The following is a 17,585-nucleotide window of genomic DNA, read 5'->3' as shown; positions in this document are numbered from 1 at the left end:
TAGAAATAATGACCGGTTTAAAAACCAATCACAACCAAACAGGGAAATATTATGCGTGTCCATTGGTATTCATGGTGTGTTGTTGTGCTACTGGGCACATTGCTCAGTGCCTGCGATAAATCGGCAGAGAAATCCAAACCGGCAACTGACGCCGCAGAGGTTCCGTCTGGATGGGAGGTGCATATTGCGGATTATCCCAAACGCTGGATTGCCGCCGAAATGCCGCTGTACATTCGCTTCACCCATCCGGTGGTGACCGAAGCGCAAGTGAATACCGCGTTCGATAAAAAATTGGTCTCACTGGATACCAAAATACCGGTGAACATCACGTTTATTTCCACCACTGAATTGCGCATCCAGCCCGCTGAGCGCTTGCCGAACGATACGGCAATCCACGTGCGCCTCAGTCCCAAAGGATTGGAAGGTATCGAACAATCACTCGATGATTTTGAATTTGATGTGCGCACTATCAAGCAGGATTTTGATTTGCAGGTGAATAGCCTGAGCACTATGGAGGGTGACGATGGACAAATGCAGTTAAGCGGCAGTATCACCACAGCCGATACCGCCGAGCTGGGCGCGATCAAAAAAATCTTGCAAGTCCAGATCAATAAACAAGCCGCTAGTTTGGTGTGGACCCAGGAGTTGGATAAGAAAAAACATTCCTTTTTGCTGAGCGGCATTAAACGTGGCGATAGTACCGGTAATATTCATTTGGAATGGGATGGTGCTGCGATTGGTTCGACGGATAAAGGCGCACGCGATGTAGAAATCCCCGCGCAAAAAGTGTTTCAGATTACCGGTGTGCAAGTGATTCGCTCACCCAATACCGCTATTGAAATTCAATTTTCGGAAGAGCTGAATAACAATCAAAATCTCAGCGGCTTGATTAGCGTGGGCGGCAAAACTGTCAATGCGGTGATTGATGGCAGCGTGATTCGCTATACACCCGAGCAAACGCTGAGCGGCGAAGTGGAATTAATTGTAAACACTGCGGTGAGCAGCAAAAAACAAAAGACCTTGGGTAGCGAATATCGCCAACAATTGGTGCTGCAATTAGTAAAACCCTTGGTGCGTTTTATCGGTAAGACATCCATCCTGCCACCCGCCAGTCAAATTTCTGTTCCTTTTGAAGCCGCAGGTGTCGATTCTGTCCAAGTCGTAGCGTTCAAAGTCTACGCCAATAACCTCGGTCAATATTTGCAGGATTACCAACTCACTGCGGCTACCGCTGCAACGGATACCGGTCGTTATTTGTGGCGAAAAACTTATCGCCTGCCGGAAGTTCCGCGCACTGGTGTACAGCGTTTTAATCTCGATCTCACCGAATTAATGACACAACATCCAGACGGGTTAATCCGTTTGGAGTTGCGCATAGACCGCAGCAATTCAGTCTATGCCTGCGAGCAACCGCGCCCGAGTGGGCCGGTTGGAAAAATGCCGGAGGATTCCGACGGTGAAGGTTATTACGAGCGTGAACAGGAGCCGGCCTGGTATCAGCAATATTACCAATCCAGCGGCTACTACAATTACAGCGAGCGCAATAATCCCTGCGATGATACTTATTACTACTACGGTGATGACATTGCATCTGCGCGCAATTTCATTGTGTCCAATATTGGTTTGATGGCAAAGCGCGGTGACGGTAACCAGTTGCATGTAATCAGCACGGAATTGAGTTCCGCCAAACCTTTGCAAGGTACGACTATCACTGCCTACAACTTCCAACGCCAACCTATCGGCAGCGGCGCCACCGATAATTACGGCATGGCGCAACTCACTACCGACGGTGTGCCTTTTTACCTGGAAGCAAAACACAATAAACACATTGGTTATTTGCGTGTGCGCGCTAACGAGGCTTTACCGACCAACCAATTCGATGTGAGCGGTGAGCATATCAAAGGTGGACTGAAAGGTTTCCTTTACGGCGAGCGCGATGTCTGGCGGCCGGGCGATGCTATTTTCCTCACTTTTGTGCTGGAAGATAAAACCCAACAGTTACCCGCGAACCATCCGGTTACCCTGGATTTATTTGATCCGAGCGGCAAAAAAGTTATCAGCCAAACTAACGTGCAACCGGTAAATGGTTTTTACACGTTTAATGTAAAAACTGATGAAACAGCCCCGACCGGTAATTACCGCGCGGTAGTGCATGTGGGCAACCGCTATTTTGACCAGATTTTAAAAATCGAGATGGTGGTGCCCAATCGCATTAAAGTGGATTTGACGCCGGCAGAAACACCCTTGCGCATCGGTAATATGCCCACGCAAGTACAATTGTTTGCGCAGTGGTTGCAAGGCGCCACTGCAAAAAATCTCAAAGCCGATTCCGAATTAAAACTCAGCACGCGAAAATCCACCTTTGCAGGCTTCGAGCAATTTGTATTTGATGATCCGGTACGCCGCTTTTCCGGTAGTGCGCAAAAAGTATTTGATGGCAACCTGGATGAAAAAGGTAACGCGAGCTTCCCGGTTAATGTGAGTTTGTCATCGCCACCACCGGGGAAACTTACCGCTTCGTTTACCACGCGTGTATTTGAAGAGAGCGGCAATTTCAGCACGATTTTGCGCCCCTATGAATTGCTGCCGTTTGATAATTGGGTCGGCATCAATATTCCCAAAGGTAGTGGCTACATGGACGCCATTGGCCGCGATGAAGATCATCCGGTCTTAATCCAAACCCTTAACGTGAATGGCAAAGCCGAGCCGCAACGCCATGTCGAAATCAATGTGTACGAAATCGGCTGGCGCTGGTGGTGGGATGAGGAAGATGAAAACCTCGCCGAATATTTTAATAATTCTACCCATCGTGCCGTGCACACTGAAACGCTGGTGAGCGATGCCAATGGTCGTATTAATTGGAAACTGGAAAAAAATAAATACGATTGGGGTCGCCATATTATTCGCGTATGCGATACCGACGCCGGTGACTCTTCATCACAACAAGGGGGTCACTGCTCTGGCGAAGTCGTGTATCTGGGTTGGAGTTACGACTCATCGGCCAGTGCCGATTCCGCTACGCAATTAATGCTCTCCACCGATAAAGAAAAATACAACGTCGGTGATGTTGCCAAGGTGCGTTTACCCAAAGCGCGCGAAGGCCGTATCTTGCTCAGCATAGAAAACGGCAGTCAGGTTTTGGAATCGCGCTGGCTGGATTTGCAAGCCGGTCAAACCGAAATCGAAATTCCTGTTACCCAGGCAATGGCACCTAATGTCTATGCCAACGTCGCACTTTTGCTACCGCATCAAGAGCGTGTTGCGGAAGCACCCATGCGTTTATACGGCATAGTGCCGCTGTTGGTGGAAGATCCGGCCACACGTTTACAGCCGCAATTAGACGTGCCGGAAAAAGTGCGCCCGGAAACCGAATTCACTATTAAAGTCAGCGAGCAAAATAAACACACCATGACTTATACCCTGGCGATGGTCGATGAAGGTTTACTCGGCCTCACCAATTTCCATGCACCGGATGCGCATAATTATTTTTACAAACGCGAAGCGTTAGGCGTACACACCTGGGATTTATTTGACCAGGTTGTCGGTGGTTACGGCGCATCACTTGAGCGCGTGTTGGCAATTGGTGGTTCCGATGCCGCGCAGGAAGCGGAACGTAAACGCCGCGAACGCCGCTTTCCTCCGGTAGTGAAATTCCTTGGCGCATTTGAATTAAAAGCCGGCGAAACCCGCGAGCATAAAATTACCCTGCCGCCTTACATGGGCGCAGTGCGCGTCATGCTGGTTAGTGGTGATACCGCCAATGACAAGAAGAAAGGCAAAGCCATTAGCGCTTACGGCAGCATTGAAAAAACGGTAACTGTCACGCAACCTGTCACGCTCTTTGCCACATTGCCACGGGTACTTGGCCCGGGTGAATCGGTAAACTTGCCAGTGAATGTTTTTGTCAGTGAAGCCAATATCAGAAAGGTCGATATTTCAGTTGAAGCCAATGAAATATTTACGATTGAAACCGGTACTGCATCGCTTAATTTTTCTGAACCGGGTGATGCTATTGCAAGCTTGAAACTTAAAGTGAATGATCGCATCGGCAAAGGTCATGTGAAAATTACTGCGCGCGCAGGTAATGAATCAGCGACGCAAGAAATTTATATCGACTCACGCGCGGCCAATCCGCCCAGCACTGTATGGGAAAGTAAATTATTGCAACCGGGCGAAACCTGGCAATCGCCGCTGCAAGTCAACGGCATGGTTGGCACTAACCAAGCGAGCCTTGAAGTGAGCACCCTGCCGCCGCTTAATCTGGAAGAGCGGTTGGAATATTTAATCGGCTATCCACACGGCTGTATTGAGCAAACCACTTCAGCGGTGTTCCCGCAATTGCGCCTGGCGAAACTGGTTAACCTAACCGATGCGCAAAAAGTGGAAATTGAAAACAATATCAACGCCGGCATAAAACGCCTCGGCAGTTTCCAACACGTGAGCGGTGGATTTTCTTATTGGCCGGGTGATGGTTACGTGAATGAATGGGCATCGAGTTACGCCGGGCATTTCTTGCTGGAAGCGAAACGTGCCGGTTATTCCGTACCAAAAACATTGCTCGATAACTGGGTGAAATACCAATCCAGCGCTGCACGCAATCCGCAAATCAACGGCAACTATTACGATGAAGTGGTTTTGTCGTATCGCCTTTACACACTCGCATTAGCGGATAAAGCCGAGTTACCTGCAATGAACCGCTTGCGCGAAACAGTTAAAGCCAAGGTGAATAGCAACCAACAAGATTACCGCGTGACAGCGCGTTGGTTACTCGCTATGGCCTATCAACATGTGGGATTAAAAGATGCCGCACATGATGTGTTGGGTGCAGTCTCCAACAATGTGCCAGCCTATAAAGATGCGGGTTATACCTACGGCTCGGATATGCGTGACCGCGGCTTATTGCTCGCAACATTGGTGAATCTGGATACCAATAAAGATCTCACCTGGCAAGTTGCCGAACAAGTTGCCAAAGATTTATCCAGCGGCTCCTGGTACTCCACCCAAAGTATCGCTTGGGCACTACTCGCGATGAGTGAATTTGCCGTAGCCAATACCAGCAGCAACGGCATTAAATTCGCGTATCAACAAAAAGGCGAAAAGAGTTGGATTACGCAAGGAAGTAATAATGCTTTCTTCCGTATGGCGATTAATGATCCGCAAGTCAGTGTGCGCAACGATCACGACCAACCTGTTCGTGTGTTGGTAAGCAATCGCGGCATCCCCGCCAACTTGCGTGAAGCACCAAGCCACGATGGCATCGCAATGGAGGTGAATTTTTTAACGCTGGATAGCAAACCACTCAGCGTTGAACAATTACCACAAGGCCAGGATTTTGTTGCCGAAGTCACTATGTCGGGTGAGTTCGATAAATTGCTTACCAGCAATATCGAAAACATTGCGCTCACCGCCGTAGTACCCAGCGGCTGGCAAATCCGCAACGAACGCCTTGAGGGAGCGCAAATGCCCAAAGGCATCGACTACATGGACATCCGCGATGACCGCGTACTCGCCTATTTCAGCTTGTGGCGCAATTACTATTGGAATTACCGTTATCAAGACCGCAACCAAACCAGCGTAACCCTGCGCATTATTTTAAACGCGAGCTACGCCGGTAAATTCTATCTACCCGGCTGGCACGCCAGCGCTATGTATAACGAGAAAATACATGCGAAGAATCAGGGGTATTGGGTGGAGGTTATTGCTAAATAGAAATTTCTTTCACTCTCCACTATTTATATCTTGTTATGTGGTATTGGAGAGTTCGAAGTAAAACTGGGCTATTAAGTCAGTATTTAGTCTATTTTTTCGTAATTTTTATTGTCAGAAAAATCTCAGCAAATAGGCAGTATGTTGGACTGCATGCCCAGTTATTTAGAAATTCCGAAATTTGATCCTGGTTTAAAAATTCATCTATTGTTACTAAATCAATAACCAGATCAATCTGTTCAAGAAAGATAAAATAGTTTTGGCCTATGGTTGAAAATTATTTAAACGCCAATTTTTTCATCTGTGTCGAAATTTAGCATAGGAATAAAAACCTATCGAGCATACAATTTCGTCGTATCCAAAAGCATCGTTAAAGAATATGACGGAATTAATCCTGAAGCTAAGTAGAGCTACAACATATGTGTGTTATCTAACAGATGATATCTACTGATTCACCTAGATTCACATGTAATCACATTCTCTACAACTTTTTACAGTCGCTTCTTTGCAACGCAGGTAATCTGAAAGGAATGTTAGTTTAAATAGGGATTGGTCAAAGATGTTTCACCTTCGATTTTGAGGACCTATCTTATAATTTTTGGTCCCTGAGACTATCCAGAACGTCCCAGAAAACCACACCTTAGATACTATTTCATAGTATCACTCGGCCAGGTAGGCTGATGTAATTGAGTTGCCTTTATGAATATACATCAAAACACTTTTCAAACGCCTCATTATGAACGTGACGAGGAAATCGATTTACTTGAACTCTTCGCTACCTTATGGCGTAGCAGACTACTAATTGTTAGCTGTATATTGATATGCATTTTACCAACGGTAATTTGGTTATACTTTCAGCAGCCCATTTATAAACTTGAAACGATTTTTGGCAGCAACTCTAATTACGATATTCAAGCGTTACAGCCAACACCGCTCCCTGGTGGTGCGCGATACGAGGTAAGCCCGCTTAAGAGTGAAGATTTTTATCAGGATTTTTTAATTCAAGCCGGTTCGTTAAATACTCAAAAGCTATTTTGGGAACAATGGTCAAAGCAACCGCTTTCTTCGGATCCTAGTAGTGGCTCTACCACCAACGACGCAAATTTTAAGAAGTTTTTCGTCTCTTTATCCTTAGCACCTCCCAATCCTAAAACACCGAATATAACCACAAGTCAGATAAGCCTTGAGACAACAAATCCGAAACAGGATATTCAAACACTGACGGCATACATGAACTTTTTGAATATGCATGTAGTAGACAAGTTTGTCAGTCAGCTTGAGAAAGGTTATGCATCCAGTCTCCAGCAGTTGGCATTTGATTACAGTGCATTGAAAAAACACGAGCAACAAAAGCTGGAAGATTCTCTGCTTCAGCTACAGGAGTCACTGAATCTTGCCCGCTCATTAAATATTGTAGATACACCTTATGAACAACTTTCGGGAATTGAACTCAAGGTTGTGGATGATCGTCAATATTTGCTCGGTACTCGAGTGTTAACACAAGAAATAAAATCGTTGCAGGAAAGGTCTGAAAAACCTCTTGGTGCATTTGTGCCAGAGTTGCGCAGTATGGAATATTGGCAAGAAATAATGCAGAGTGATTTAGATAGATTAAAAACGATAAAGTCGGGTGTTCAGGCGTTTAACCTGGCAAGTCCGGTTGTATCATCGCTTGATCCAATCAAGCCGAAAAAATTATTGATTTTATTGGGCGCAGCTTTTGCATCATTGATTATCGGGATGGCTATTGTGCTCGTCATCAATGGGATAAAGACTTATCAAGCAAGGCCACCCAGGTAATCTTGCTCTCCTCATCTTAAGCAAAGGAATAAGGTTTATCGCTCCCCTATCCCATCCCAGTCCTGTAGCGTTATAGGACTTGGCCCCGGTAAAAATATTCTCTCTGACAACATCCCTTCCACAGATTTTACACGCCAGTTTGTTTATGATGGCCGCTTGCCCAACTGTGCTCCTGTTTAACTGTGTTCCTGTTTACCTATGTATATATGGATGTTGTGAATGCATTATCTCTCGCCGGAATTCGGACTCGTTTTTGTTGTTTTTTTATGGCTCTACTGGTGGACCGGTTCTACGCATGGGGTGCGGGTGCAGAACGTGTTGCTGCTGGTGGCGAGTTATCTTTTTTATTGCAGCTTTGATTGGCGCTTTGCGCTCTTGCTGCTGAATTTTTCGCTGGTGATCCTGGCTCTCGCGCAAGCGGTACATGGGCATAATGGTGTGCGGCGGCGCTGGCCGATGGTGTTGGGCGTGGTGCTCGCGCTGGTTAACCTCGGTATTTTCAAATACTATAATTTTTTCCGCGAAGAAGCCTTGGCCTTGCTGACACCGTTTTTTAATGGTGCGAGTTTGCCGGTGCTGGAACTTGTATTACCGGTTGGGATTTCGTTTTACACATTCCAGGGGTTGGCTTATCTGATCAGCGTCGGACGCGGTGAATGCAAGCCGGCGAAATTGCTGGATGGATTATTACACCTTTCTTTTTTCCCGACATTGTTGGCTGGCCCGATTTGCCGACCGAACGAATTACTGACGCAAATCCAGCCACAGGAAGAACGAAAAATCGGCGCACCGGAAGTAGCAATCCTATTGATCATCTCGGCGCTGATAAAAAAGGTCTGGCTCTCGGCCTGGCTTGCAGAAGAGTGGGTTAATCCGGTATTTGCGAACCCCGATGGTTACCATGCGCTGGAATTACTGTGCGGTTTGATGGCTTATGCATGGCAATTGTTTTTTGATTTTTCCGGTTACACCGATGTAGTTACGGCGCTTGCGCTATTACTCGGTTTTAGTTTGCCGGTGAATTTCCGCCAGCCTTACCTCGCCACCAGCTTGAGCGATTTTTGGCGGCGCTGGCATATCACCTTGTCGCGCTGGATTCGCGATTACATCTACATCACCCTCGGCGGTAATCGCGGCAGCTGGGGACGCACGCAAACCAATTTATTGATCGCCATGACGCTCTCGGGGTTTTGGCATGGCGCGAGCGCTACCTTTGTAGTTTGGGGGTTGTGGCACGGTTTGGGTTTGATTGCACAAAACACCTGGCAAAAAGTGACCGAGTTGAAATTACCGGATGCTATTACCCAATGGCTTACCTTTATTTTTGTTTGCTTCGGTTGGTTATTATTTCGCGCGGAAGATTGGGACGCGATGGCGACTTACGCTGCCGGTTTCGCGCGCTGGAATACCTTACCCAGTATGAATTGGTTGGGATTATTGGCCGCGATGGTGGTGTTTTTTACCCTCGCGCGCCGCGCTGAACCTATGATGGAAAAATCAGCTGCGCTACTACGCGTGTTGCCCTGGTGGGGACAAAGCCTTGCGCTGGTGATCGCCGCGCTGGTGATTATGGAATTGGCACCGGCGGGCATGCCGGGTTTTATTTATTTTGGTTTTTGATGCTATGGATGATACTGACGAGATGGAATCACAACATCACAAAGCCTTACTCGCGATCACTTTCGCCAGCCTGTTGCTGGTGGTGGTGAAGGGTAGCGCTTTGTTGCAATACTGGCAACAGACGCATCATATTTTGCTGGAATTTGGCAGCCTGCCGAGCACCAGTTCATTTATCCCCGGACAGCCTATTTTTCGTGAGTGGGAACAAGGGTTGGATAAGGTTATTGCCGATAGCAAGCATCGCATGTTGCTAGCCGGACAATTATTGGTGGCGGGCGACAATGCACTGCCGCGCGTGGAAGTGCCGGTAATCAAAACATTGCAATGCCCGATACTGCCAACCAATACCCAGGCTTGCCCCGAGCCCGCAATGGCGACCACCGAACCGGTGGTTGTCGCGAATGTCACAACAGCGCCGACAATCGCTAAGGTTATCACCAGCACACCTGTTTCTGCTGGGATGGTGACAGACTCCTCGCCCGCTTCAGAATCACCCGAACAATCGGAACCTTTACCGGAGGCAACTCCCGAAGCCATAGCCGCAGCCCAAGGGCCGATTATCCTCTCAGCGGGCGAACGTATTCTATTAATTGGTGATTCGTTGATGCAGGGACTCGCGCCGCATTTGGTCACCGGTCTCAAGCGCAAATTCCATGTTGAATCCATGGATCTGAGTAAACACAGCACCGGCCTGACCTACCCGGCTTTCTTTGATTGGCCATCGACAGTTGAGGATGCGTTTGAGTTGGAAGATTACGCAGTGGTGATCGTTTTCCTTGGCGCTAATGACCCTTGGGATATGACTATCCACGGGGAGTATTTACGCTTCGGTTCTGAGAAGTGGACCGCGATTTACCGCGAGCGCGTCGCGCGGATTATCAGAACGGCGGCAGAGCATCGCGCTCGCCTCATCTGGTTAGGTGCACCGCCAATGGGGCGCGAAGACTTGCTCGGCAAGGTGCCGACACTCAATGCTATCTATGCGGAAGAAGCGGCAAAATATCCACTCTTTGCCCGTTTTGTCGCTACTGATCCAACCCTGACAGTCGGCAGCCGTTTTACCAAATTCCTGGAGTTGCCCGAGCGCGGCAGTGTTATGGTGCGTACCGATGACGGTGTGCACTTCACCACCCAGGGACATCGCCTGCTGGCGAACCTTACATTAACCCAATTCAGTCCGGCGCCGAAACCTGAACCCGAGCCCGACATCGCCCCGACCGAGAGCAAGATTACCCAACGATGAAATATCTGAACCTGTACCTGTGGCTAATCTGCCTGCTTAAATCCGCACCGCTACTCGCGGGCTCTGAGCCGATCCCGATCCTGAATTATGGCGACCCAAAAGCCGCTGCACTCTGGCAGGCATTCCAACAAGTGGAAAACGGTGTGCGACAAGAACCGCTGCGTATTATGCAACTGGGTGATTCCCATACCGGCGGCGATTACTTCACCGGCCAATTGCGCCAGCGTTTGCAACACCAGTATGGCAATGCGGGTATCGGCTGGTTAACACCGGGCTACATCACCAACCAGCGCTCCCATCAGGTGCTGTTGCGCGGCGGCAACGGCTGGAAGTTGAGCGATGCCAAGCAAAATAAACATACCGGCATCTTTCCCCTTGGCGGTTTTATCAATACCTCCACCGGCAACTCGATCCTTGAAATCAAAGCCAAGGAAGCGCCCGCTGCCGGACAATGGCGCCTGGGCGTTTGGCAGCAGCCGCGTCCGACACCCTGGAGCCTCGCGCTGCCCAGCGGTAAATTGCATAAATTAACCGTGCAGGCCAGCAGTGCTTCGGCATGGCGACTGAGCACCCAGGAATTGTCAGCCGCTAACGTCAATGGTTTGAAATTGCTGGCGCCCGCGGGCGGACAATTGGGTGGGGTGGTATTGGATCGCATGGTCCCGGGCATCACACTCGATGCGCTGGGTAACAATGGCTCGGTCGCCAATGTGATCAATCGCTGGAACAGCGCGAGCCTGCGCGAACAATTGCAGTGGCGCAATCCGCAGCTGATCATCCTCGCCTACGGCACTAATGAGGCCTTCAGCCAGGATTTGGTGCCAGAGACTTACGAAGCAGAACTGCGCCAGGCAATCCGCAATTTGCGCGCTGCTGCACCGGAAGCGGCAATTTTGCTGCTTGGTGCGCCCAGCTCGGCCAAATCGCGACCGCCTCATGTGAAAGATCGCTGCCGCATTCCCTTGCCGCCGAGTCTGGTCAAAGTACAAAACAGCCAGCGCCGCATCGCGCGGCAAGAGCAAACACTTTATTGGGATTGGGCGGCGATGATGGGTGGGAATTGCGGTGCGCAATTCTGGTTGAAGCAGCAAGTCCCGTTAATGCGCCCCGACCTTGTGCACATGAGTGCGGAAGGTTACGCGGCCAGTGCCGATGCACTTTATATCGCGCTGCTGGATCAAATCGACAAAGCGAACAAACACTAGTCAGCGCGAGGAGTTGATATGCCAAATCCCGTCATGCTTATCACCGGTGCCAGCAGCGGTATAGGTGCAGCGACCGCGATACTCGCCGCCGAGCGTGGCTACGATCTGGTAATTACCTATCTAAGCAATCGCGAACAAGCAGAGGCAGTCGCACAAAAAATTATCGCACTGGGTCGACGCGCGCTCTGCGTGCAAGCAGATGTGGGAATCGAAACCGATGTGTTAAATCTGTTTGCGCAACTCGATAACCATTTCGGCCGCATCGATGTATTAGTTAACAATGCCGCGATATTGCGCCAAAAATTATTTCGCGATATCCAGGTCACCGAATTGGAAAAAATATTTGCAGTAAATGTAATCGGCAGTTTTATCTGTGCGCGCGAAGCGATAAAACGCATGAGTAAAAACAATGCCGGCAACGGCGGTGCAATTGTAAACATTTCCTCCATCGCCGCGCGTTTTGGTTCGCCATTTGAATATATCGACTACGCGGCAAGCAAAGGCGCAATTGATACTTTTACCATGGGGCTCGCAAAAGAATTGGCAATAGAAGGCATTCGTGTCAATTGCGTCCGCCCCGGTATTATCAATACTGAATTGCATGCAAAAGGTGGGGAAGCCGGCAGGATTGCGCGCATAGCACCGACTATTCCAATGCAACGCGCCGGTGAAGTGGATGAGATAGCAAAAACAATATTGTGGTTGGCATCCGACGAAGCGTCTTATATCACCGGATCTTTAGTAGATGTGAGTGGCGGGCGTTAAACCTTACCGCAAGATATAAATAAAAAAGCGGTGAACATAATGCTCACTGCTTTTTTATTTGAAGAATACAAAATTAAACGTTATTGCCGTGCTAAATCGACAAAGGGGCTGTACACACCGTTTTTATCGAAGGCGGCTATCTGGAAAATATAATCGCCATTCAACGACGGGAAGTTGTAGGTATTGGTCCATGGATCATCGATCGTAATATAAGTGAATTTAGCATCGGTACTTTTTTTGTAGCGAAGCTCATAACCACCCAATTCGGTAATATCCAGATAATTACCATTCTCCCGTTTCGATGGCGCAGTCCAACGCAAACCCACCGGCCCGGCAACAGAAGAAACCGATGAAGTGGTATTGGATACACTGGAGCTTGAAGAACTGACCGCCGCTTTGGATGAACTTGATGAGGACACAGCAGGTGCAGAAGAGCTTGATGAAACCACAGCAGGTGCTGAGGAACTGGAAGAACTCGCCACTGCCGGTGATGGCGATATGCTGGGGATGAGATCACCGTTATCGTTTACTGCTTCCAACTTAAACCAGTTGATATTAAAACCCGTTTTGGTCGCTTTAATACCAAAGGTATGACGTCCCGCAGGCAAGGTGATAATGCGTTCAACATTGCCCCACTTTTGCCAACCTCCGGTAGTCGGTACCGGGACATCATCATAGATAGCCCCACTTGACGGCGAATACAATTGGAAAGAGGAAGCGGTTGAACCTGCCACACGATAAGTCACTTTATATTTACCGGTATTTGGGACAAGTACCTCTGTATTGTTGTAAACCATCCAATCCCCGGCATCTATGTAGCCTACATTAATACCACCGCCATCCCCTGTTGCAGTTTCAGTTTTTACACCGCTCATACCTGAATAACTTTCAGCTTCAATCGTCAGCGGCATGGGCGTCGCTATAGGTTCTATCTGGATCCAATTAATATTTACACCGCCTGTAGTGGCAACCAGGGTAAATTTATGCTCTCCCGCTGTCAGGGTGACTTCGCGCTCAACAGTTGCCCACTGCTGCCAGCCACCGGTTTTCGGTATGGTTGCCGAGTCGATAGTCGTATTGGTGGTGATGTCGCTCAGTGCCAGAACAGCTCCGCCATTGGCGCTCGCGACGCGATAAGAAATTTTGTATTTACCTGTAAACGGCGCTTTGATTACCGAGGTGGAATAAGACATCCAATCGCCGGTATCTATATAGCCCACATTTTGCCCGCCGCCGATATCACTGGTCGTTTCTTTTTGAACACCGAACATGGAACTGTAATTTTCAGCCTGAATAACATAAGGAAATTTGGTTTCTGCAATGGCAGCAGAAGAGGATGTTGCACTGGATGAACTACTCGATGCGACTACCGAACCATCCATACTTTCAATTTTAAACCAATTGAAGTTGAAACCACCGGCAGCGATAAACAGCTTAAGGTTGATTGACCCCGCAGTAAGATTAACAGTGCGCTCAACATCGCCCCAGGTTTGCCAACCTCCTGTCTTGCCAATCGGGACGGTATCCAGGGTAGCGTCGGTTGTAGCATTCTTAAGCAAGATACTGCCACCACCGTTGAGGCTCGCTACACGGTAAGTGATTTTGTAAGTTCCGGTTACCGGTATTTGGATATTGTTATAGCTCAGCCAGTCCGCTGTATCGATATAACCCACATTTAGACCACCGCCTACATCTGATGTGGCTTCGTTAATCGTGCCACTCTGGAGCGAAAAATTTTCTGCCTGGACAGTAATGGGAGCCGGCCGGACAACATTTGCTGCTGCACTCGGGCTAAAGATCATAAACGGAGCACATAAGGCCATTGCAATAGAGGCGCGCCTTAAACGCTGTTGCCAATTCAATCCGCGTTTCAATTGCAGTCGGTCGATAAAACCCAACTCAATCAATATTTCACCAATGGGTACTACTTTTGCGTTGGGGTCCAGCGGGTCTAGCAGTAATTTTCTTCTCGATTGCTCGCGGATTGCAGCATCAAGTTGCTCGGGTGTGATTAATCCTTTGCTGACTAATATATCCCCCAAGCGGGTGAGCTCTTGTTTTTTGAACATGATTCCTCCAAAACTACAACCGCATAAGCTTTGCGAGCCGCGTAATTTGAACCCTGATAAGTGGTCGGAAGTGGTGCTTTTTTAGTGTAGAAGAGTTTTAAGAATTGTGATCAAGCTCTCTGACTACCTGATAACAACATTTTTACATATGGAAACTGACCAATATTCTTTTGTTTATTTCTTACCAAATAAATGCTCAGGTATTATTCAAATCGCCAGCAAAAGTTATCAAAAAGAAACTGGTTATGATTCATGTTCGGCCGGCTTACTCCGCAGTCAAATTTCACAGATGAAAAAAATTCCCGCACAATAAATTACGCCTTATTTGCTGCTCAGCAAGAGCAGGGCTTATGTCATCAATAACATCATAAAGGGTAAAGTTTGTTCGTATCTTTACAGCTAACTGCTACCTTTATAAGCGAATACTTTTGTATGAGTATTTTCGGCTATTACATATAACCAATATTGATTATTATCGCGCCGTTTTGGTGCGTTGCATCGGCTTGATTTTCTTAGTTCGACAAATAGGTCTCCCTCTATGAACAATAAATTACCCCTTCGCTCGTTAGTTTCGAGTGCAGTTTTGCTCTCCCTGCTTGTGGGGTGCGATTCCAAAAAGGCAGAATCCCCTGCTCCGACCGCTACGGCGCCAGTCGCTTCGGCCAAAGTCGACTGGCCACATATCGATAGCGTGATTAAAACAGGCCCGGCGGTTGAAGCGCGCGTTGAGGATTTACTCGGACGCATGACCCTGGAAGAAAAAATCGGCCAGTTAGTACAGCCGGAAATCAAAGACCTGACCCCGGAAGATGTTAAGCAGTATCACGTCGGCTCGGTATTGAATGGCGGCGGCAGCACCCCCGGCGGCAACAAATATGCATCGCTGCAAGACTGGGTGAAGATGGCCGATGGCTTCTATAACGCCTCGGTGGATAAATCCAATGGACGCATTGGTATACCGATTATGTGGGGCACCGATGCCGTACACGGTTTGGGCAATGTGGTCGGCGCTACGCTGTTCCCGCACAACATCGCACTGGGCGCGACCAACAATCCTGAATTGCTCAAAGAAATCGGCCGCGTGACTGCGCGCGAAATCGCCGTGACTGGTCTCGATTGGGATTTCTCCCCCACTGTTGCGGTTGCACGCGATGACCGTTGGGGTCGCACCTACGAAAGCTGGTCGGAAGATCCACAAATCGTCGGCGCATTTGCCGGAAAAATGGTGGAAGGCTTGCAAGGCGAAGCCAGTGCAAACAATTTATTTTCCAACGATCACGTAATCGCAACCGCAAAACATTTTATTGGCGACGGTGGCACCCTGAACGGTGTTGACCGCGGTCCGACCCAAGCGGACGAAACGCAGCTGCGCGATATCCACGGCGCCGGTTATTTCAGTGCGATTGGCTCCGGTGTGCAAGTGGTGATGGCGTCATTCACCAGTTGGGATGGCACACGCATGCACGGCCACAAATATTTGCTCACCGATGTACTCAAAGGCCAAATGGGCTTTGACGGTTTGGTAGTAGGTGATTGGAGCGGCCACAGTTTTATCCCCGGTTGTACCGCGCTTAACTGCCCGCAATCGCTGATGGCCGGTCTGGATATTTACATGGTCCCCGAAACCAAATGGAAAGAGCTGTACAACAATCTGTTGGCGCAAGCGAAATCCGGTGAAATTACTGCCGAGCGTTTGGACGATGCTGTGCGCCGTATTTTGCGCGTGAAAATCCGCGCAGGATTATTTGAAAAGGGTGCGCCATCTACCCGTCCACTCGCCGGTAAAAAAGAAGTATTGGGTGCACCCGAGCATCGCGCAGTTGCACGTCAAGCGGTACGCGAATCATTAGTATTATTGAAAAACAAAAACAATGTGTTGCCGCTCGCGCGCAAACAAAAAGTATTGGTTGCCGGTGATGGCGCCGACAATATCGGCAAGCAAGCGGGCGGCTGGTCAGTAACCTGGCAGGGCACTGGCAATAAAAATTCCGATTTCCCGGGCGCCACCTCAATTTACGCTGGCATTAACGAAGTAGTAACTGCAGCCGGTGGTAAAACAACGCTGAGTGCTGATGGTTCGTTCAAAGAAAAACCGGACGTCGCCATCGTTGTCTTCGGTGAAGATCCCTACGCAGAAATGCAAGGCGACATAGGCATGCTCGCATACAAACCGCGCAACCCTGCGGATTTGGAATTGTTGAAAAAATTGCGCAGCCAGGGTATTCCGGTGGTGTCCCTGTTTATTTCCGGTCGCCCACTCTGGGTTAACCGTGAAATCAATGCGTCCGATGCGTTTGTTGCTATCTGGCAACCGGGTACTGAAGGCGCCGGTGTTGCCGATGTTATTTTCAAAAATGCTGAAGGTGCAGTGAACAATGATTTCAAAGGCCGTTTGAGTTTTTCCTGGCCACGTCACCCGGATCAAACGCCACTGAATCGCGGCGACAAAAATTATGACCCTCTGTTTGCCTACGGTTTTGGTTTGAGTTACGCCGATAAAGATACACTTGCAGATGACCTGTCTGAAGATGGTTTAAAAGCGGCAGAAGCATTGGATGTGTTGGAAATTTTCACCCGCCGCCCAATCGATCCATGGCAGTTGGAAATTATCGGTTTCCAAAATGACCTGGTCGTAATGAATAGCAAAGTAGTTAAAGCTTCATCTCTCAGCATCGAAGCCGTTGATAACGAAGTACAGGAAGATGCGCGCCGCGTGCAATGGAATGGCACCGGCAGTGGCCAAGTCGCTTTGTCAGTGGCAAACCGCCAGGACTTTATCAATTACTACAACAGCGATTCTGCGCTGGTGTTTGATATCAAAGTCGATTCAGTGCCAAGCGCGACGACTTATTTGCGTTTAGGGTGCGGCTCTTACTGCGCATCTGACATTGACCTGACCGAAAAATTAAAAGGTTTCAGCGGACAAGGCTGGCAGACAGTCACAGTACCGTTCAAATGCTATCCGCAATCCGGTGCTAACTTTGGTGTTACCCAACCGGCTGAAGAGTATTGGACACAAATCCTGCAACCTTTCTCACTGATCACTAGCGGCACCCTGGATATTACTTTTGCCAAAGTGAGTGTAGTAAAAGGCGCAGGCAAAGATGTGAAATGTCCTTAATTGATTTATTGCGGTAAATTAATTAGTAGATTAAAAAAATCCCCGCCGGTGTAAAC

General features: G+C 48.6%; 8 protein-coding genes. 7 read left to right on the top strand and 1 reads right to left on the bottom strand.

Features of this window, described 5'->3' with window-relative positions:
* Positions 1 to 51: 51 nt before the first annotated feature.
* The 6 genes from AC1RJL_RS11015 (at position 52) to AC1RJL_RS10990 (ending at position 12,339) form a co-directional block, all read left to right on the top strand.
* Entirely contained in the window at positions 52 to 5,709 is a 5,658-nt protein-coding gene (locus AC1RJL_RS11015; protein ID WP_492913888.1) for an alpha-2-macroglobulin family protein, read from the top strand.
* A gap of 696 nt (positions 5,710 to 6,405) precedes the next feature.
* Complete coding sequence (locus tag AC1RJL_RS11010) at positions 6,406 to 7,506, top strand: Wzz/FepE/Etk N-terminal domain-containing protein (protein ID WP_492913886.1); 1,101 nt, start codon at positions 6,406 to 6,408, stop codon at positions 7,504 to 7,506.
* A 219-nt stretch (positions 7,507 to 7,725) separates the two neighbouring features.
* A complete protein-coding gene (locus tag AC1RJL_RS11005) occupies positions 7,726 to 9,126 on the top strand; it encodes an MBOAT family O-acyltransferase (RefSeq protein ID WP_492913884.1) in 1,401 nt (466 codons plus the stop codon).
* Between the two features lie 4 nt (positions 9,127 to 9,130).
* Positions 9,131 to 10,369: an SGNH/GDSL hydrolase family protein gene (locus AC1RJL_RS11000; RefSeq protein ID WP_492913882.1), complete on the top strand. Its 1,239-nt coding sequence runs from the start codon at positions 9,131 to 9,133 to the stop codon at positions 10,367 to 10,369.
* Complete coding sequence (locus AC1RJL_RS10995) at positions 10,366 to 11,574, top strand: GDSL-type esterase/lipase family protein (RefSeq protein WP_492913880.1); 1,209 nt, start codon at positions 10,366 to 10,368, stop codon at positions 11,572 to 11,574. The genes AC1RJL_RS11000 and AC1RJL_RS10995 overlap by 4 nt, the downstream gene beginning before the upstream one ends.
* An 18-nt stretch (positions 11,575 to 11,592) precedes the next feature.
* Complete coding sequence (locus tag AC1RJL_RS10990) at positions 11,593 to 12,339, top strand: SDR family oxidoreductase (protein WP_492913878.1); 747 nt, start codon at positions 11,593 to 11,595, stop codon at positions 12,337 to 12,339.
* Between the two features lie 80 nt (positions 12,340 to 12,419).
* On the opposite strand, the gene AC1RJL_RS10985 is transcribed toward AC1RJL_RS10990, so the two are convergent.
* Positions 12,420 to 14,408 (bottom strand): carbohydrate-binding protein, encoded by a 1,989-nt coding sequence (locus tag AC1RJL_RS10985; protein ID WP_492913876.1) that lies wholly within the window; start codon positions 14,406 to 14,408, stop codon positions 12,420 to 12,422.
* Positions 14,409 to 14,946: 538 nt separating this feature from the next.
* Between AC1RJL_RS10985 and AC1RJL_RS10980 the strand changes: the two genes are divergently transcribed.
* Positions 14,947 to 17,529, top strand: a complete 2,583-nt coding sequence (locus AC1RJL_RS10980) for a glycoside hydrolase family 3 protein (RefSeq protein WP_492913874.1) — start codon at positions 14,947 to 14,949, stop codon at positions 17,527 to 17,529.
* Positions 17,530 to 17,585: the final 56 nt, after the last annotated feature.

The organism is Cellvibrio sp. GW822-FHT04B05, from assembly GCF_058800985.1.
The sequence above is the reverse complement of the archived record's forward strand: the minus strand, read 5'-3'. Positions and strand labels throughout refer to the sequence as shown.